Consider the following 18125-nt stretch of genomic DNA (forward strand, 5'->3'; position numbering starts at 1 on the left):
CTTTTTTAGATGAGCTTATTTATAAAACTTTTTTTAAGCGAGCAATGACTTGTTCACACTGTGCAAGATCGGCGACTAGAGCAAGACGCACATGGTTTTCGCCTGGATTCCCTTGCTCAGTATCGCGTGACAAATAACGTCCTGGAAGCACTTTGACATGTGCTTTTTCCATGAGCATTTTTGCAAAAGTTTCGTCATTATCTACTTTTAACCAGTAGTAAAAGCCTGCATCTGGTTTTTGTAGGGGCAGTATATGACCCAATTCCTTTTGAAATAAATCAAATTTTGCACGATATTGCACACGGTTTTCTTCAACATGCGCTTCGTCATCCCATGCTGCAATCGAAGCCAATTGGTGCTGTACAGGCATAGCTGCGCCATGATAGGTACGGTATTGTAAATAAGGATTGAGTAAAGCCGCATCACCTGCGACAAAGCCAGAGCGCATACCTGGTAAGTTTGAGCGTTTAGATAGTGAGTGGAATACGACGCAATTTTTGTAGTCGTCTCTGCCTATTTCAGCACAAACTTCGAGTAGGCCCACAGGTGCAGTATCAAACCAAAGCTCTGAATAGCATTCATCCGATGCAATCACAAAGCCATATTGGTCTGAAAGTGCGATTAACTTTTTAAACTGCTCTTTTGAGAGTACAGCACCCGTCGGGTTGCCCGGTGTACAGACAAATAACAGGGCTGTTTTCTCCCAGACTTCAGCAGGTACAGCATCAAAGTCACCGAGATAACCATTTTCTTCGGTGCAATTTACAAAATAAGGTTTTGCCCCAGCAAGTAAGGCTGCACCTTCATAAATTTGATAGAACGGATTAGGCATAACCACATACGGTGCATCTTCACGATTTACCAATGCCTGCACAAAAGAGAAAATTGCTTCACGTGTGCCCGAAACAGGCAATATATTGTTTTCTGCACTAATCTGATTGAGTTGAAAACGACGGGTTAGCCAGTTTGCAATACTGGTGCGTAACTCGGGTATACCTTTACCGTTTGGGTAGGTCGATAAATGCTGAAAATTATCGATAATGGCTTGTTTCACAAACTCGGGTGCAGGGTGCTTTGGCTCACCAATCGAGAGTGGAATGAGGGGTAAGTCTGCGGGAGTGATATCCTGAAATAGTTTATTCAACTTTTCAAAAGGATAAGGATGTAAAAGGGATAAACTCGAGTTCATGAAACAAAATACCAGTGTGTATTGTTAATGTTGACCACAGACCTGACTAGAGGCTTCATCTAAGGCTGATTTTAGTTGTGCAGCAAAAGTTTCAGCTTCAGTTTCGGTCATGGGTTGACCATCTTTTTTGGTGACAAAGAAAATATCTTCGGCACGCTCACCTAGGGTGGCAATTTTAGCAGAGTGAATATCTAGACCTTGCATCATAAACAGTCCGCCTACTTTGGCAAGTAATCCGGGATGGTCAAGTGTTGCAATTTCAACCATGTTTTGTTGCAGTGCTTCATTCAGCGTAATATCAACAGTGTTTTCTATGTCGAAATGGCGTAGCTGACGTGGGATGCGACGCTGCATGAGCCCAGGATATTTATCTGAATTCGCTAAGGCATCTTTTAACGCTGAAAGCACTTTGGCTTCACGTTCAGGGTCGGTTAGCAGCGTACCAAAACGGTCAAGCACGACATAAGTGTCTAAACTAAATGCTTTGGTTGCGGTAATAATACGCGCATCTTGTACATCCAAGTTCATACGATCGAGAATAGCAACCGTTGTTGCAAACAGGTTGGGCTGATCTTGGGTATAAATAAAGATTTGTACTGCATCTTGAGCAAATTTACGCTGTGCACGCATTAAAACCAGCGGTTCAGGGTTGTCACCGTGCTGTAAAATAGCACGTGTATGCCAAGCAATTTCATCGGCAGATTCTTTGAGGAAATATTCATCCCCCAGTTCTTGCCAGACTTTTTCGACATCATCTAGTGCAAACTCTTCGACCAGTTGTTCGCTGGCAGAAAATTTGGTGTCCTCGATGAGCATTTGATAGTCCACAGGACGGCCTAAACCTGAGCGGATCACGTCACGTGCATGGGTATAGAGCTGACGCATGAGAGAAGCGCGCCACGTATTCCAAAGAGAAGGATTGGTTGCATTGATATCTGAAACAGTCAACGTATATAGATAGTCGAGATGTTCCATGTCGCCCATTTTCTCAGCAAAAGCTTTAACCACATCGGGGTCAGAAATATCTTTCTTTTGAGAAGTGACAGACATGAGCAAATGGTTTTGGATTAACCATGCGACAAGGTTGCATTCACGTTCAGTAAAACCATGACTACGACAGAATTCAATCGCATCGGTTGCACCTAGCTCACTGTGGTCACCACCGCGGCCTTTAGCGATATCATGGAAAATGGCAGCCAAATAGACAATGTCCCGACGTGCTAGACGTTGGAACACCGAACTCACGACAGGGAAGTCTTTGGCAAACTCAGGTTCTTTGAAACGGTTTAAGTTCCGCAGTAATAATAAAGTATGTGCATCAACGGTATAGATATGGAACAAGTCATATTGCATCAACCCCATAATCTGTCCAAATGCAGGAATATAGTTACCTAAAACGCCATAACGTTTCATTGCTACCATGGTTTCGTACAAGCGATGGGGTGAGCGAATAATGGCCATAAAGAGGGCTTGATGCGCAGGATTATCTCTATATTTTTGGTCAATACGTTTAGCTGCCAAAATTAACAGACGTAGCGTACGTGCTCGGATGCCAGTAATTTCAGGTCGATTGGCCAATATATAGAAAATTTCTAAAATAGCACTTGGGTTTTCAGAGAAAATTTTATGGTGTTGAACTGCTAGTTTGCCATCAACCAGCTTAAAATTTTCATTGATTTCCTCAATGTTGCGCTCATAGTTCGGTAGGCGTGGGGTAATCACAGATTCATTGAAATAAGCCAACAGCATTTCATTCAGCGTGGTGACTTGTTGAGCGCTTCGATAATAACGCTTCATGAATTGTTCAATTGGATAATTCGGTGATTTACCTTCTTCACGGACATAGCCGAACATCGCGGCAATATCACGTTGATAGTCGAACAGTAAACGGTTTTCATCACGTTTGGCTAGGCGGTGTAGGTGATGACGAATTTCCCAGAGGAAGCTTTCGGCTTCTTCTAATACACCTAACTCAAACTCCGAAATAAAGCCTAAGTGCACCAAGTCATAAATACGGTTGACGCGGAAATGCCGTTTAGCAATCCAACCAATTTGGTTAATGTCCCGAATGCCACCCGGCGCGTTTTTAATATCGGGCTCTAGATTACTTTCCGTAAAGTTATGCTGTGCATAGCGTTTGGCCTGTTCTTCCATTTTTGCATCATAGAAGGTTTTGTCTGTCCATGTTTGTGAAACAATGCGTCGTGGCCATTTGGCTAAGTGTTCATTGCCTGTAATTAAACGAGATTCGATGAGGGCTGTGGCAACTGTTAAGTCGGAGGTTGCTTGTTCAACACAGTTGGCAATGGTACGTACACTAATACCGGGTTTGAAATTGCCGACATCCCAAAGTGAGGAAATAAAGACAGAAATGAGCTTTTCTTGTTCTTCGCTAAACTCATCTTCAGACAAGATCATGATGTCTACATCTGAGTAAGGCAGCATCTCTCGGCGACCATATCCACCGACAGCAAATAAACTTAAGTCTGTCTGATCGAGTTTTGCGTATTTCCATAAGAAAATAAGTGCTTCATCGATCATATTTGAACGCGTTAAAATGACATCACGGATGGATTGGCCATGATCAAAACTTTCTTGTAATTGATTTTCGACATCACTACGCCATTGATTAATCGCTTTGATGTCGTGATTACTGCTGACATAGTTAAGCAGTGGAGAAGTATTGATCATGAACCGTATCCGTATATTTTAACAACGCTTAATTTTGATGAACGCTCACCAGTCCAGCAGCTTGGGCCGCTAGTTCACGCGCTTGGTCGGTTGTTTCAGCACGTGCTGTTGCAACGCCCATACGGCGACGTGTAAAGCCTTCTGGTTTTCCAAAAATGCGTAAATCAGTATTTGGGTTTGCCAAAGCAAGATTTAAGCCAGAAAAAGATAAGTTATTTGCATCCACACCTGCATAGATCACGGCACTCGCAGCAACGCTATGACGTGCTGTATTGACAGGTAGACCCAAAATCGCACGTGCATGTAGTTCAAATTCACTTTGGAACTGAGAGGCGAGCGTCACAAGACCTGTGTCATGTGGGCGAGGCGATACTTCACTAAACCACACTTTATCGCCTTTGACAAAGAGTTCTACACCGAAAATACCACAGCCACCCAATGCGATGGTGACTTTATTGGCAATACGCTTTGCTTCGTCAAGGGCCGCTGGTGTCATGGCTTGAGGCTGCCAGCTTTCCACATAGTCGCCCGCGTCTTGGCGGTGACCAATTGGGTCGCAGTACGATGTTTCAATTTCACCTGTTTCAGGATTTTTTGAACGTACTGTTAATAGCGTAATTTCAAAATCAAAATCAATTTGAGATTCTACAATCACTGTCCCTTGATTTACACGACCGCCTGTTTGTGCATATTCCCAAGCAGCATCTACTTCTGAGAATTCTTTTACGCGGGATTGGCCTTTACCAGAAGAGGACATGACAGGTTTAACAAAGTTTGGATAACCAATGTCATCACATGCAGCACGAAAAGATTCTAAGGTATCTGCAAAACGGTAAGCCGATGTCGGTAAGCCCAGTTCTTCCGCAGCTAAACGACGGATACCTTCACGGTTCATGGTTAAATTGACCGCTTTTGCAGAGGGAATGACTGTTGCAATATTATCTTGTTCGATTTCAACTAATACTTGTGTCGCAATGGCTTCAATTTCGGGAACAATTAAATTCGGCTTAACGTCCTGAATAAGTTGTTTAAGCGCAGTCGCATCTGCCATATTTAAGGTATAGGCATAGTGTGCCACTTGCATTGCAGGAGCATGATCGTAACGGTCAGCAGCATGAACTTCTACACCTAAACGTTGTAAAGAAATCACAACTTCTTTCCCAAGCTCTCCAGAACCCAATAGCAGGACTTTAAATGCTGAAGGCTGGAGTGGAGTACCAATAGTAACGCTCATGTAAATCATCCATGCTTGATTTTATGGGCTTTTAGCATAGCAGAACTCTTAAAAGTGTTCAGGGTTCATTCACATAAATTAATGATATTGTCCAACAATTTTTTTTATAAAGCGGTGTATTCCAAAGTCAAAGTTTTTATGCAAAAGGATGCTAAATAACTTTTTCCAATCAAGCTGGAAATGACTTGCACAGCTCAGCACTTCAAGTTTTGATGAACGTAAGATATGGGTTAAAAAGGCATAGGAATATAGGTGTAAACCAAGCCGTAGCTAAGCGCTGCGGTGAGAGTAGCAGGGACAATTTGCTTAAACTTGAAATAAAGTCCAGCTAATACGATGAAGCCGACTAACATGGCAAAACTTTTATTGGGTGTATCTAACAGTGGTGGCAAAGTCGCAACCACGAGCATTGAACTGATCGCCGCAATACCAATCGAACCCAATGCAATCTTTAACCATAGAGCACCGCGCTTTTGTGAACCTTGCTGGAGTTTTTGAATGACGAAGAATGGGCCAAAGCGTGAAGCAAAATTTGCAATACCCACTACAATGCCGACCAAGATAATTTCAATATTCATGCTTGATCTCCCATATGTTCAGGGTCTGGTTTTTTCAGTACGTAGTGTTTAAACAAACCTGCAAATATACCCGAACTGATACCAATAAAAATTGCAGCAGATAAGTCAATAAAATAGCAGGCAATGGCAGATACAAGAATGGTCACAGCCACCACAAAAGTGTGTTTCTTTTCAAATGCTGCCAATAAGAAACTTAAGAACAGGGCAGGTAATAGAAAGTCTAGAGCGGCTTGTAAAAACTGGGGTAAATGACTGACTTGGTCTGCAAACATTCCACCTAGAAAAGAACCTGTAGCCCATGCGAGCCAACTAAACAGACTTAAACCGAGCATCCAAGACTCGGACCACTCTTGGCGACGCTGCGACAGTTTAATCATGCCTGAGGCAAAAACTTCGTCGGTTAGCCCCCATGACCATATAGCAGTTTTCTTTAGGTTTAGTTTATCTTGAATTAAGTTTTGTAGCGCAGGGCCATAGAGTAAGTGACGAATATCTAAGGCAATCACAGTGAGGGCAGTCATCCAAATAGACGTACCACTACCCAATAGGGCAACCACTAAAAATTGGCTTGCGCCTGCGTACATAGAGCAGGATAGAAATAAAGCCTCCCATGCACTAAAACCAAACTGGGTTGCAGAGACACCAAAGGCAAAAGAAACAGGCAGATAGGTAAAGATAATCGCTTGGCTATCCTTAGCCCCTTGCCAAAAGCCAGCAGCTTGCGCAGGAGTGGGATTAAGTTCGGACACAACACACCTTGAAGAAGACTTTATCAATAGGTCAAAATTGATTGTGTATTGTAACTGAATTCACTAGCATAGTGCCCAATTGTTTGTTGAGGCGTTTAACCATGTTGAAGCTCGAATTACGTACTTTAGGGCTGACTGCAATCATTGTAAGCAGTTTACTTTTGCAAGCTTGTGGGCAGTCAGAGCAGGCTCCTGAACAAAAAGTAGAAATTAAGGCTGCGCCAAAAATTACCAATGACGCTACGGAATATGCCCAGCGTGCTTGGGTGTTTATCAATGAAGTAGATGGCTTGGTATATAACAAGCAACTGGATCAGATTGAAGCTAAAGTCCGTCATCCTGCACGTAAACTCAGTACGGACTGGCGTATCAATGTCAAAATGACAGACTCAGTGACCGAAGGAAAATACGCACTGTGTCGTAAAGCCTTGACCAGCTTAGAAGTATGGGCACGTGAGACCTTAGATGGCTCTTCGAGTGTTGCACAGAAACAGAGCGATTATGAGCGTGATAAAGCACAATGTCGGGGCGCAATTGATAACCCAAGTTTAGGCAATACAGACCCTAAAAAAGTAGGTGTCTAAGACCGATATAGCATGACCAAAAGCGAGTTTTTAAAACTCGCTTTTTTATGGTTATAGCTTTAATGAATGACATAATAAAAATATTCCTATGCACTAAAATATAAGAATTGAGTAGCAATATTTTGATAAAGTCCTTCTATATGAATTGCGCTCTTAAGGAGCAAGCTTGATTGTCTATTCTGAGCTATGTGCCATTTTATGCAGCTTTGCATGATCTAAAATTTTTATTTTTTTAAAAGCAATTGCCAGTATCCCTTGTTTTTCTAAGTTTTGAAGTTCTTGGTTGATGGTTTGGCGTGAACACATCAGCATTTGAGCCAGTTGCTCCTGTGATAAATGAATTTCATCATTGGTAATCGCGAGATGGTTGCCATAACCGCTTAAAATAAACAGTAAGCGTTGAGCCAGTCGTTGACTGATATTTTGACTTTGGATTGCGATCAGTTCTAAAAAGGCGAGACGTAACTTCTGCGAAGCAAGTTGGGCAATATGAAACCAAAATTCTGGGGTGGCTTGGATAAATTCTTCAACATCGCGTTTAGGTAGATGGAGAAGGGTACTTTTTTGAATAGCAATCGCATCGTGCGAACGCGGTTGCTGATCTATTAATGAAATTTCTCCAAACCACATAATCGGTTCAGCAATTGCTGCAACTGCTTCTTTACCTTCAATGTCGACATGACCTAAGCGAATTGCACCGTTCAAGACTGCATAGATGCCATCAAATAAATCCCCAGAGCGAAAAACAGCTTGGTCTTTTTCAACCTCAATATATTTGGCATGTTGCACAATATACTGTTGATAGGCTTGTGGTAGTTTGGCAAACCAATTGTTATTGAGTAATTGTTGTTGATGTTGAACTTCCAGCATTCCGCGTCCTTTTGTGATTGATCGAGCAACTTGTCAGATCGACGACAACTTGATGGGCTGTTTTCCTTTAAAGTTATTCTATATCGTGATCAATATCATGCAATAAGGAAATACAGTATGAGTAAATTAGAAAAATTATTAAGTCAGTATGCAGCTTATCATCTTGATCATAAAAATATCGTGACTCACTTTGTGGGTATTCCGCTGATTGTGTTTTCAATTATGTGCTTAACCGCGAGAGCTGGTATGGCTGTGGGCAGTTTTGAAATTACCTTGGCGATGGTTTTGATATTAGCGAGTATTGTTTACTACTTAAGCCTAGATCGAATTTTCGGTGTGATCATGCTGGTGATCTATACCATAGCTTATCCATTGGCGTATAAACTTGCACAGTTTGATTTGGGTCTTTGGTTAGGTCTCAGTATTGGTATTTTTGTCGTCGGCTGGGCGTTCCAGTTTGTCGGGCATTTCTATGAGAAGAAAAAACCGGCCTTTATGGATGATGTGGTTGGCCTAGCCATAGGTCCATTATTTGTTTTGGCGGAAATGGTGTTTATGCTTGGTTTTAGAAAAGACATCGAACAACGCATGTTAGATGAAGCGCGTAAACAGCGTGCTGCAATGGATAATAAACATGCCTCTGTGACATCACATTAACTGAATTATTTTATCGATAAAAAAGCCAGTGAATTTCACTGGCTTTTTTTATGCTGTTTTAAGATGTCTTCGCGACTTTATGTATATCTGGTTGAGCTTTGGGTGTATTCGGGTTTGGAGCATGAGCATCTTTATGGGATTTATTGGTCATATCATTGGCTTTCATTGAATCATGTTTCACCATTTTATCTTGCTTCATGGCTGGATCATGTTTGGCTGTTTTGTCTTGTTTCATTGCCTGATCATGTTTCGTCACGTTCATGGTTGCGACGCACTTACCACCTTTATGATTTGCACTTGTACCACCCGACAGTGTTGTTCCTTGTGGGCATGCAAATGCTGTAGCGCTAAGCGTTGTGAATAAACCTGCTGCAATAAATGTGCTGATTTTTTTCATTTTCGTTTGTTCAATGAAGGCATTAGTGCCTGTGATTAAATTAGCGATAATGTAAAAGAATAGAAGTTAGAATATTGTGTGAGATCCAAACGGATCAGGTGTTCATATGTTATTTAATGCTATTTTTAAGCTTGATTTAAGCTTATAAAAAAACCCGATTGGTATCGGGTTTTTTTATACTCGGAACGACTTATACGTTAAAGCGGAAGTGTAGAACATCACCGTCTTGAACGATGTACGTTTTACCTTCTAAACGCCATTTACCTGCTTCTTTCGCGCCTGCTTCACCGTTGTATTGAACGAAGTCGTTATAAGCAACACATTCAGCACGGATAAAGCCTTTTTCGAAGTCAGTGTGGATCACGCCAGCCGCTTGTGGTGCGGTTGCACCCACTTTAACGGTCCAAGCACGAACTTCTTGTACACCTGCCGTGAAGTAAGTCTGTAAACCTAAAAGACCGTAGCCAGCGCGAATTACCACGTTTAGACCCGGCTCTTCCATGCCTAAAGCTTCAAGGAACTCAGCCCGGTCTTCATCTTCAAGCAGTGAAATTTCAGCTTCGATTTGGTTGCAAAGTGGAACTACGATTGCATTTTCTTCAGCTGCAAGTTTTTTAACAGCATCTAAATGTGGGTTGTTTTCAAAACCATCTTCTGCAACGTTTGCAATATACATGGTTGGTTTTAAAGTCATTAAGCCAAAACCGCGAACCAGTTTGCGTTCGTCGTCGTCTAGGTCAGCTGCGCGAGCAGGTTTACCTTCATCAAGTAAAGGTAAAATTTTGTCTAAAACCGCTTTGGTTGCTAGTGCTTCTTTGTCGCCACCTTTTGCAGATTTTGCTAAACGAGTCACTGCTTTTGTCACAGTTTCTAGGTCAGCAAGTGCAAGTTCCGTGTTGATGGTTGCGATGTCATCAAGCGGGTCAATTTTACCGTTAACGTGAATGACGTTTTCATCTTCAAAACAACGTACAACGTGAGCAATCGCATCCGTTTCACGGATGTTTGCAAGGAATTGGTTCCCCAAGCCTTCGCCTTTAGATGCACCAGCAACTAAACCTGCAATGTCCACAAATTCCATCGTTGTAGGAATGACACGCTGAGGTTTTACAATAGCGGTAAGTTTGTCTAAACGTGGATCTGGCACAGGAACGATGCCTGTGTTTGGTTCAATGGTACAGAATGGGAAGTTTTCAGCAGCAATAGCAGCTTTAGTCAATGCATTGAAAAGTGTAGATTTACCAACGTTCGGCAAGCCGACAATACCGCAATTAAAACCCATGAAATAACTCACAACGTGTTATATAAAAATTGCCAGTGATTTTACATGAAAGCCATGACAAAGTCAGGTGTCAGGGGAGAAGAATCAAAGTTGTAAATCATGTTGTGGGCAGAACTTCCTCATTTAAGCCCTATGTACGAGCCTTTTAAGCCTTTTCTTTTAATAAAGAAACCAGATTTAAGAGGTCAGTTGCATGTAGATCATTGTCTATACATCGGCTGGAGTTTTTTAATTGGGCCACACCATACTCAAAGGGGCGTTCAATATAAGCTGTCAGAAGTCCACAGCTACGCGCTGCGGCAAGATCATCTTGATGGGTGGCAACCATCATCATTTGACTTGGTGCAACATTAAGTAAGTCTGCGACACCTAAATAGGTTTGGGGAGAGGGTTTGTAAGCTTTGAAATTTTCAGCAGAGAAAATAGTGTCCCAAGGCAAATTTGCGTACTTTGCCAGATCGACCAATAAGCGAATGTTGCCATTTGAAAGGGTGCAAATAATATAATCTTGTTTTAATTGATTGAGTGCTGCGACTGTATCTGGCCAAGGGTTGAGACGATGCCAAATATAGTTTAAATCATTCTTTTGTGCTTCGGACAGTGTGGAGATTTGATATTTCGCTAAAAGCTCATCCAAAATGAGACGGTGAATATCATCAATGGAGATCCACGGCTGCTGACCTGACAAAACCTGATCCATTGCAGGTCGATAGCCTGCTCGCCAGTCTAATGCAAATTGGTTGGCATCGATGTTCAAGGCTAGACGTTCCACTTCTTGGACGATTGAAGAATGCCAGTCCACAACAGTTCCAAAGATGTCGAAAGCGAGTACTTTAATTTTTGGATAATGGTTCATAATGGAAAGATTTTCCTTAATCTTTTTTGGTTATGTTTTATAACCTATTCATTTCTATCTGTATATTGAGAGCCATATTTTTTATGTGAATTTGAAAGAAAAACAGTGTTGATTCAGTTGATTAGATTGCTGTCATAAATCAAAAGCCATTATAAATGGGTAGTGAACTTCATATTGAAACACCCTCCTTAGAAAAAGGAGGGAGCTAGAAAACGTGAGTGGACAGTATAGTGCTCTACTTTATGGGGGAGATGGGATTAAACTTTCCTCTTATCGAGTTGATTTGCCAGATTGTCTCCAATTGCTTGCACGCACATCACCAAAATCACGAGCACGACAATCACGGCCAACATGATTTGCATATCAAAACGCTGATAACCATAGCGATAGGCAATATCGCCTAAACCACCTGCACCAATGGCACCTGCAATGGCAGAGGAGTTAATCATGGTCACAATGGTCACGGTAAAACCTGCGACAATTCCTGGTAGAGCTTCAGGTAACAACACATGCCAAATGATTTGAGTGCGGTTACAGCCGATGGCTTGCGCAGCCTCAATCAACCCTTGATCCACTTCGCGTAAACTGACTTCTGCAATTCGTGCAAAAAAGGGTGTTGCTGCTAAGGTTAAAGGGACAACTGCTGCCCAAACACCATAACTGGTGCCTACAATCCAACGTGTGAGTGGAATCAGGGCCACCATCAAAATCAGGAAGGGAACGGAACGGGTGATATTCACCAACCAGCCTAAGCTATGGTTAATACTTTTAGAGGGATAAATGCCATGCTCAGAGGTGCTGACTAGAACTACTGCCATTGGCAGACCAATGAGTAAGGCAAAAAATGCAGATGCACCGACCATGATTAAGGTGTCGATAGTGCCTGTCAGTAATAAATCAATGAGTTGGTCGTGCATAGCCCAGTACCTCTACATGTGTCACATGCGCTTTTAGTTTTTGTAGTAGCGATTGAATTTCTAAGCCCAGTGTGGGGACAGCAATAACCAATGTTCCAATTAAATGGTTTTGGATGGTGTCGAACTGACTTTGATACAAATGCACAGTTTGTGGGAAATGATCCAAAATATGTTTTAAGTCAGGGGGATGATGCGCATCTGAAGTCGAGCGAATTTTGAAAATGGCATGTGTATCGAGCTGCGTAGGTTCAGCATTTAAGCGAAAGGGCAAATCGAGTTGTTCTAGATTCAGTAGTTCTTGGGTAATGCTTTGTTGGGGTTGAGAGAACACTGACCAAACTTCGCCTGATTCCACAATTTCACCAGCATCGATGACCACGACCTGATCGCAGATTTCCCGAATCACTTGCATTTCATGGGTAATCAATACAATGGTAATACCCAACTTTTGATTAATCTCTTTGAGTAAGGACAGCACCACAGAGGTGCTTTCTGGATCGAGAGCAGATGTCGCTTCATCACAGAGCAAAATTTCAGGATGGTGAACCAATGCACGAGCAATGCCCACGCGCTGCTTTTGACCGCCAGACAGTTGTGATGGGTAATGTTGAGTTTTATCGCTTAGCCCGACCAACTGGAGAACCTCGTTGACACGTTGTTCGATGTCTTGTTTGGGATAATTGGCCACTTTGAGGGGCAGTGCGACATTTTCATAAACTGTTTTGGCAGACATTAAATTAAAATGCTGGAAAATCATGCCAATGCGTTGGCGGAGCTGAATCAGCTCCGCATGGTTCAATGTTGCCAAGTCTTGCTGATGGATATGGATATGACCTTCACTAATACGTTCTAAACCATTTAATGTGCGGAGCAGGGAAGATTTACCTGCGCCACTTTTGCCAATAATGCCAAACACTTTACCTGTCGGGATGTCGAGGTCAATATTTTTGAGTGCATGTACAGTATGCCCTTGTACTGCATAGTGTTTGTTTAAGTTACGAATTTTGATATGTGGAATTGAAAAATCCACATGAGAACCAAAGCTGACCATTCTTTTTCTCCTTATTTCCAGCCTTCAAACCACAGACCTTGGCCAAAATCACGGTCTAAAATTTCTTGAACGTGTTTTGAGTTTTGGAATGCTTGCACAAAGGTCGCAAGTTTTTGGTTTTGGTCTGGATAGTCTTTACGTGTCACAAATAAGATGGCGTATTTTTTGTCTATAGGATCAAGAAAAAGGGCATGATGCGGATCTGTGACCTTGGCCATTTTTAAATAATGCGGGAAGCCAAAAATTAAATCGGCATCATTAAACGCATGGGCAGTTTGTGGGCCTTCTACTTCAATAAACTGAAGCTGTTTAGGATTGCTCACAATATCTTTTACGGTAGACAGTTCATTGTTAATGTCTTTGAGCTGAATCAAACCCGCACGATGCAGTAAAATCAGAGCACGTGCCGAATTCACTGGGTCATTGGGGATGACCACACGTGCTTGAGTGGGTATTGGTGTTGTCATCTAAGATCAGCGCATCATTTGGGTCGATGGTTTTTGCAAGACGTAAATAATGTGGATAGCTAAAGACCAAGTCAGCATCATCAATGGCACGTGCAGTTTGTGGACCTTCAACTTCAATAAACTGAAGCTTTTTAGGATTACTCACAATATCTTGCAGGTTAGATAGATGATTGTTTGGGTCTTTTAAGCTAATTAATTTAGCCTGTCGTAACAGTAAAAGCGCACGACCTTGATTCACTGGATCATTTGGAATAACTGTACGTGCATTTTCAGGAATCGCAGCAATCGAGTCATATTTTTTTGAATATAAACCGACGTGTGTAGTGACGCCTTTATCCAGTGCTTTGAGTTTAAATTGAGTTTCTTTGATGGCGTTATCTAAGAAGGGCTGATGCTGAAAATAGTTGGCATCAATATCACCATGGTTGAGAGTAATATTGGGGGTATTCCAATCCGAAAACTCGACTAGTTTGACGTTGATGCCTTGCTGTTTCGCTTCCTCCACAGCCACCTTTAATGGATTGGCAAAGGGTGGGCTGATGCCAATCACCAGTTCAGTGTTGCTCGATTTTTTATGATAAGACCAAGCCACTAGTGCAATGACGATAGCGGCGACAATTACCCCAATAACGGTAAATTTTGTTTTTGCAGTTTGAGCCATGATATTTCTCGTATTTTAAAATTTATGCGGTTTGTTTTTGCTGTGTTTTAGGATGAGAGCTCGAGCTTTGACATCGATACTGCTGTACAGGGTGGTCTGCGGCCAGTCGGTCACCTTGAGCGAATAATTTGTGGCGTAAACTACCTGTTTCATAGGCGGTTTTATAACGGCCACGCTCTTGTAATTCTGGGATAACCCAACGAATAAAGTCTTGATGTGACTCTGGGGCGACGGTTCGTGTGAGATTAAAGCCATCTATGCCAGTTTCATCTAAGAGCTGAATGAGTTTTTTTGCTACAGTTTTTCCACTCCCGGCGATCAGTGGATAGCGCCCACCGAGTACATGCTGGGCTTTTAAATCTGCTCGGGTAACTTTTTGCTCTTTAAATTTGTTATTGACCGAGGCAATGCTATTGGTTTGTTTATAAGGAATCGCTTCATCATCTGTGAACTGCGCTAAATCAATTCCGACTGAACTGGAAAAATGCGCCAAACCTGCTTCTGGACTGGCATAGCGAATATATTCGGCCAGTTTTTCTTGTGCGAGTTCGTCCGTTTCTGCCGTCACTACACTAATGCCAACAAAGAGTTTAATGGCCTGTTCATCACGTCCATGGCTTAATGCAAGCGCACGAATTTTATCGACTTGCTGTTTCAGTTTTTCAGGCGTGTCAGCACCAATAAACATGGCTTCAGCATGTTGAGTTGCAAAAGCTAAGCCTTTGCTTGAAGCGCCCGCTTGATAAAGCACAGGCGTCCGCTGAATAGATGGAGAAACTTGAAAAATGCCCTGACTTTGGAAAAATTTGCCTTGATGCTGGATGGCATGAACTTTTGAAGGATCGGTAAAGACACGGTTTAATTTATCTTTTTGTACGGCATCGTCTTCCCAAGAACCTTCCCAAAATTTATAGCAAAGTTCGAGAAACTCTTCAGCTTGTTCATAACGCAAGTCGTGATCTTTTAAACCTTTTTGACCAATTAACCGTTCTGCGCTGTCTAAGTAACCCGTGACAATGTTCCAACCAATACGACCGTGGGTTAAATGGTCGAGGCTCGCAAAGCGCCGTGCAAACTGATAAGGCGACTCATAACTCAAATTCACAGTGACGCCAAAACCTAAGTGCTGTGTTACAGCAGCCATAGCAGAAACGAGTGTACTAGGGTCATGGCTTGGAAGCTGAATCGACTCTTTTAGGGTTAAATCCAGACCGTTTTGATAAACATCGTAGACACCTGTAATGTCGGCGATAAACAAACCATCAAATAAACCTTGCTCTAAAGTTTGCGCCAAGTCTGTCCAATAGCTGAGCTCATTAAAACGATGTGATTCATCACGTGGGTGTGTCCACAAACCGTGATTGATATGACCTACGCTATTCATATCAAAAGCATTCAGAATGATATGTTTCGCGTTTTTATTTTGAGATGATAGTGTCATTACAATGTCCCTCTGCGTGGCGGAAGTACACCGTTAAGAAGATAATTGGCAATGAAGTAATATTTCCAACGTGACGCATCATGTAGCGTGTGAACACGGGCATTACGCCAAAAACGGTCTAAGCCATCTTCACGCTGACTACCACGACTGCCTGCTAGTTCAATTAATTTCGAAGCGGCTTTTAAAGCGGTTTCTGTGCTGTGTGCACGAACTTTCGCTACATCGAGAGAAGCTTTTGCAATGCTATCAATGGTTGGATTAGGACGTGCTGCATCGATTGAGCGAGCTGCTTGTTTGAGTAAGACTTCACTGGCGCGTACATCGGCAACCACGCGTCCTAGTTCAAACTGTGTTAAAGGATCATCGGTTGCCTGTTCAACAGCAGAGTCAATCCACGGACGAGCCTGACGCACACGAACCAGTGTTTCCTCAAAAGCAGCACGTGCAATGCCTGTTTCAATGGAGGCATGCATAATTTGGGCGAAAGGCCCAACCAGAGTCGGCCTAGAAAAAGCGGTATCGAAAGGAACAATATCTTCGGCATCTACAGCGACATGATTGAATTTGACTGTACCGCTGCCTGTGGTGCGTTGACCAAAACCAGACCAATCATCAATCAGTTCGAGTCCTGAGCTACTCCGTGGGATAAAGACCAGAAACTCTTTCTCATCGGCATCTTTGACTAAGGTGGGGATACGGTCTGCAAACAGACTGCCTGTGCAATAAAACTTTTCACCATTGACCACATAGCCTTGTTCAGTTTGGCTGAGTGCAGTTTGTTTTTGTGTTGCGTTTTTAGTTTTAAACTCTGCCAAGGCATTACCAAAGCGTGCCCCTTTGAGCACTTCTGCATAGAGTTTACGCTTTTGTTGTTCAGTACCGTTGTTACGTAAAACCTCTAAGGCATAGAAATGGTTCTGGGGAATTTGTCCAATCGAACCATCTACACCACTCATTAGTGCGATAATTTGCGCGACCGTATAACTGGAAACATCTGCGCCCCCGAATTCCTTCGGAACAGTAATAGCCCAAAGCCCAGATTGGCTATAGGCTTCGATTTCCTCAAAAGGCAAAATACGTTCCGCATCACGTTGGATGGCCTGATGTTTAAACTGCTCAGCTAAATTTTTGGCAATCTCTAAGGCTTCGGCATCGCTTTGAATAATATGTGCATATGCCGCGTTTTGGGATTGAAGTGGAAGAATAGGTTGAAATGAAGTCATGACGTTCTCCTTAAATCCAAGCGTGGCGAGCAGGGAAAGTGTTGTTCAAATAGTAGTTACCCAGTGCATGCAGCTTCCAGCGGATCGGGTCGTGTAAGGTATGCACACGTGCATTGCGCCAATGTTGATCTAAATTATGTTGGCTTAGGCTCGAACGACTGCCGCCAAGCTCTAGGAGTTTTTCAGAAATTTGTAGTGCAGCATCATTGGCATAGACCTTAGCTTCGGCGACTAGAATGGAAGCTTTAGCTGCTTGTTCGGCACTGACAACGCTCAGTCGGTCGAGCACATCTAAATATTCAGCAGCTTCATCGAGCAGTAGGATAGCGGCATCCAACAGGACAGCGGATTTGCCGACTTCTTGTAAGGTGTAATGTTCAAAACTGGCTTTCTCAACTTGTGCATCGACAATTGGTCGGGCTTTTTTAACTGCTGACAAAGTGTCTTCAAATGCGGCTTCTGCAATACCGACATCAATCGCAACTTGCATTAACTGCGAGAAAGCACCGCGATAATTGACGTCTTCAGCCAGTTTCCGCTCATCAAAGATAAGTAGTGGATCGACTTCAACCCGTTGTAATTTTACTGTGCCGCTTGAAGTTGTACGCTGACCAAAACCGTTCCAGTTATCGATGACTTCCACACCTTGTGCTGTGGCATCAACAAGCGTCAGTACCACATATCCTTCAGGGTGAATGGCTTTAATGGCTAACCAATGCGCAAAGCTACTGCCTGTAGAGTAGAACTTTTCACCATCGACATAGTAACGACCATTTTCAATGTTTAATGTTGTACTCAGAGTTTTAGTGTCTTTGGTATTTCGTTCAGGGCCGCCATTGGCCAAGCGCTTGCCGTTTAATATTTCATTAAAAATAAACTGTTTTTGTTGTTCGTTGCCCAAGATATCAATCATGTTGAGCAGCGCAATTTGGTTTTGTGGAATTTGGCCAACACTTGAGTCGGCTTTATTAATAATGCGAAAAACCTGAGCTAAGGTTTTGTTGGAAACAAATGCGCCTCCAAAAGCTTGAGGAATACGAATACCGCCTAATCCTTTTTGGCTAAATAACTCGACTTCAGCAAAAGGAAGCTGACGGTTCTGATCACGTTGATCCCGACCTTCTAAGGCAAAGTCAGCGACATGATAGGCTGCATTAATCGCATCCTGATCATTTTGTATCACGTGAATATTTTTAGAGAGTGTATGAGACATAAAAGCACCTTTACTTAATGCCTATACGCTACTTGGGATTGCTTGAATGATTAAATGAAGGATTT

At 42.5% G+C, this 18125-nt stretch carries 16 protein-coding genes and 2 pseudogenes; 2 read left to right on the forward strand and 16 right to left on the reverse strand.

The window, feature by feature from the left end:
- Window positions 1-19 precede the first annotated feature (19 nt).
- The 5 genes from dapC to AC0KVP_RS07545 all read right to left on the reverse strand — a co-directional run bounded on the left by dapC (window position 20) and on the right by AC0KVP_RS07545 (window position 6441).
- The gene (gene dapC / locus AC0KVP_RS07525; protein WP_473340050.1) at window positions 20-1189 is read right to left on the reverse strand and encodes a succinyldiaminopimelate transaminase; all 1170 of its coding nucleotides are present in this window, start codon (window positions 1187-1189) and stop codon (window positions 20-22) included.
- A 24-nt stretch (window positions 1190-1213) separates the two neighbouring features.
- Window positions 1214-3880 carry a [protein-PII] uridylyltransferase gene (glnD, locus tag AC0KVP_RS07530; RefSeq protein WP_317113369.1) on the reverse strand — a complete coding sequence of 889 codons (2667 nt, stop codon included), beginning with the start codon at window positions 3878-3880 and terminating at the stop codon, window positions 1214-1216.
- A 28-nt stretch (window positions 3881-3908) separates the two neighbouring features.
- Window positions 3909-5123, reverse strand: coding sequence for a formate-dependent phosphoribosylglycinamide formyltransferase (gene purT, locus AC0KVP_RS07535; protein ID WP_473340055.1), 1215 nt, complete (start codon window positions 5121-5123; stop codon window positions 3909-3911).
- 221 nt (window positions 5124-5344) lie between these two features.
- Window positions 5345-5692, reverse strand: coding sequence for an L-valine transporter subunit YgaH (gene ygaH, locus AC0KVP_RS07540; RefSeq protein WP_473340057.1), 348 nt, complete (start codon window positions 5690-5692; stop codon window positions 5345-5347).
- Window positions 5689-6441, reverse strand: a complete 753-nt coding sequence (locus AC0KVP_RS07545; RefSeq protein WP_004693451.1) for an AzlC family ABC transporter permease — start codon at window positions 6439-6441, stop codon at window positions 5689-5691. Before AC0KVP_RS07545 ends, ygaH begins: the two co-directional genes overlap by 4 nt.
- Window positions 6442-6542: 101 nt before the next feature.
- On the opposite strand from AC0KVP_RS07545, the gene AC0KVP_RS07550 reads away from it, so the two are divergent.
- Complete coding sequence (locus tag AC0KVP_RS07550) at window positions 6543-7025, forward strand: hypothetical protein (protein ID WP_004693449.1); 483 nt, start codon at window positions 6543-6545, stop codon at window positions 7023-7025.
- A 174-nt stretch (window positions 7026-7199) separates the two neighbouring features.
- Here the strand turns inward: AC0KVP_RS07550 and AC0KVP_RS07555 are convergent, their stop codons facing one another.
- Window positions 7200-7895 (reverse strand): Crp/Fnr family transcriptional regulator, encoded by a 696-nt coding sequence (locus AC0KVP_RS07555; protein ID WP_473340060.1) that lies wholly within the window; start codon window positions 7893-7895, stop codon window positions 7200-7202.
- Window positions 7896-8012: 117 nt separating this feature from the next.
- Here AC0KVP_RS07555 and AC0KVP_RS07560 point away from each other — a divergent pair, with 117 nt between their 5' ends.
- Window positions 8013-8552 (forward strand): Mpo1 family 2-hydroxy fatty acid dioxygenase, encoded by a 540-nt coding sequence (locus tag AC0KVP_RS07560; protein WP_473340063.1) that lies wholly within the window; start codon window positions 8013-8015, stop codon window positions 8550-8552.
- A gap of 58 nt (window positions 8553-8610) precedes the next feature.
- Here AC0KVP_RS07560 and AC0KVP_RS07565 read toward each other — a convergent pair whose 3' ends face one another.
- The 10 genes and pseudogenes from AC0KVP_RS07565 to AC0KVP_RS07610 all read right to left on the reverse strand — a co-directional run bounded on the left by AC0KVP_RS07565 (window position 8611) and on the right by AC0KVP_RS07610 (window position 18060).
- Window positions 8611-8949, reverse strand: coding sequence for a hypothetical protein (locus AC0KVP_RS07565; protein WP_473340065.1), 339 nt, complete (start codon window positions 8947-8949; stop codon window positions 8611-8613).
- Between the two features lie 190 nt (window positions 8950-9139).
- The gene (ychF, locus tag AC0KVP_RS07570; protein WP_004693442.1) at window positions 9140-10231 is read right to left on the reverse strand and encodes a redox-regulated ATPase YchF; all 1092 of its coding nucleotides are present in this window, start codon (window positions 10229-10231) and stop codon (window positions 9140-9142) included.
- A gap of 145 nt (window positions 10232-10376) precedes the next feature.
- Window positions 10377-11087, reverse strand: a complete 711-nt coding sequence (locus tag AC0KVP_RS07575) for a haloacid dehalogenase type II (protein WP_473340069.1) — start codon at window positions 11085-11087, stop codon at window positions 10377-10379.
- A gap of 257 nt (window positions 11088-11344) precedes the next feature.
- Window positions 11345-12004 (reverse strand): methionine ABC transporter permease, encoded by a 660-nt coding sequence (locus AC0KVP_RS07580; protein WP_004693438.1) that lies wholly within the window; start codon window positions 12002-12004, stop codon window positions 11345-11347.
- Window positions 11985-13055 (reverse strand): methionine ABC transporter ATP-binding protein, encoded by a 1071-nt coding sequence (locus AC0KVP_RS07585; RefSeq protein ID WP_473340073.1) that lies wholly within the window; start codon window positions 13053-13055, stop codon window positions 11985-11987. The genes AC0KVP_RS07580 and AC0KVP_RS07585 overlap by 20 nt, the downstream gene beginning before the upstream one ends.
- Before the next feature lie 11 nt (window positions 13056-13066).
- A pseudogene (locus AC0KVP_RS07590) lies at window positions 13067-13510 on the reverse strand (MetQ/NlpA family ABC transporter substrate-binding protein); the annotation flags it as partial.
- Window positions 13509-14183: pseudogene (locus AC0KVP_RS07595) on the reverse strand (MetQ/NlpA family ABC transporter substrate-binding protein); the annotation flags it as partial. The pseudogenes AC0KVP_RS07595 and AC0KVP_RS07590, both read right to left, overlap by 2 nt.
- Before the next feature lie 22 nt (window positions 14184-14205).
- Window positions 14206-15624, reverse strand: a complete 1419-nt coding sequence (locus AC0KVP_RS07600) for an LLM class flavin-dependent oxidoreductase (RefSeq protein ID WP_473340076.1) — start codon at window positions 15622-15624, stop codon at window positions 14206-14208.
- The gene (locus AC0KVP_RS07605) at window positions 15624-16847 is read right to left on the reverse strand and encodes an SfnB family sulfur acquisition oxidoreductase (RefSeq protein ID WP_473340080.1); all 1224 of its coding nucleotides are present in this window, start codon (window positions 16845-16847) and stop codon (window positions 15624-15626) included. Before AC0KVP_RS07605 ends, AC0KVP_RS07600 begins: the two co-directional genes overlap by 1 nt.
- 10 nt (window positions 16848-16857) lie before the next feature.
- On the reverse strand, window positions 16858-18060 hold the full coding sequence (locus AC0KVP_RS07610) for an SfnB family sulfur acquisition oxidoreductase (RefSeq protein ID WP_473340082.1): 1203 nt from the start codon (window positions 18058-18060) through the stop codon (window positions 16858-16860).
- Between the last annotated feature and the right edge of the window lie 65 nt (window positions 18061-18125).

The organism is Acinetobacter sp. DL27 (genome assembly GCF_055810995.1).

What these genes read in the sequence shown, in the direction of transcription:
- dapC (WP_473340050.1), bottom strand. Translation starts at nt 1,189, where the DNA reads ATGAACTCGAGTTTATCCCTTTTACATCCTTATCCTTTTGAAAAGTTG.
- glnD (WP_317113369.1), bottom strand. Translation starts at nt 3,880, where the DNA reads ATGATCAATACTTCTCCACTGCTTAACTATGTCAGCAGTAATCACGAC.
- purT (WP_473340055.1), bottom strand. Translation starts at nt 5,123, where the DNA reads ATGATTTACATGAGCGTTACTATTGGTACTCCACTCCAGCCTTCAGCA.
- ygaH (WP_473340057.1), bottom strand. Translation starts at nt 5,692, where the DNA reads ATGAATATTGAAATTATCTTGGTCGGCATTGTAGTGGGTATTGCAAAT.
- AC0KVP_RS07550 (WP_004693449.1), top strand. Translation starts at nt 6,543, where the DNA reads ATGTTGAAGCTCGAATTACGTACTTTAGGGCTGACTGCAATCATTGTA.
- AC0KVP_RS07555 (WP_473340060.1), bottom strand. Translation starts at nt 7,895, where the DNA reads ATGCTGGAAGTTCAACATCAACAACAATTACTCAATAACAATTGGTTT.
- AC0KVP_RS07560 (WP_473340063.1), top strand. Translation starts at nt 8,013, where the DNA reads ATGAGTAAATTAGAAAAATTATTAAGTCAGTATGCAGCTTATCATCTT.
- AC0KVP_RS07565 (WP_473340065.1), bottom strand. Translation starts at nt 8,949, where the DNA reads ATGAAAAAAATCAGCACATTTATTGCAGCAGGTTTATTCACAACGCTT.
- ychF (WP_004693442.1), bottom strand. Translation starts at nt 10,231, where the DNA reads ATGGGTTTTAATTGCGGTATTGTCGGCTTGCCGAACGTTGGTAAATCT.
- AC0KVP_RS07575 (WP_473340069.1), bottom strand. Translation starts at nt 11,087, where the DNA reads ATGAACCATTATCCAAAAATTAAAGTACTCGCTTTCGACATCTTTGGA.
- AC0KVP_RS07580 (WP_004693438.1), bottom strand. Translation starts at nt 12,004, where the DNA reads ATGCACGACCAACTCATTGATTTATTACTGACAGGCACTATCGACACC.
- AC0KVP_RS07585 (WP_473340073.1), bottom strand. Translation starts at nt 13,055, where the DNA reads ATGGTCAGCTTTGGTTCTCATGTGGATTTTTCAATTCCACATATCAAA.
- AC0KVP_RS07600 (WP_473340076.1), bottom strand. Translation starts at nt 15,624, where the DNA reads ATGACACTATCATCTCAAAATAAAAACGCGAAACATATCATTCTGAAT.
- AC0KVP_RS07605 (WP_473340080.1), bottom strand. Translation starts at nt 16,847, where the DNA reads ATGACTTCATTTCAACCTATTCTTCCACTTCAATCCCAAAACGCGGCA.
- AC0KVP_RS07610 (WP_473340082.1), bottom strand. Translation starts at nt 18,060, where the DNA reads ATGTCTCATACACTCTCTAAAAATATTCACGTGATACAAAATGATCAG.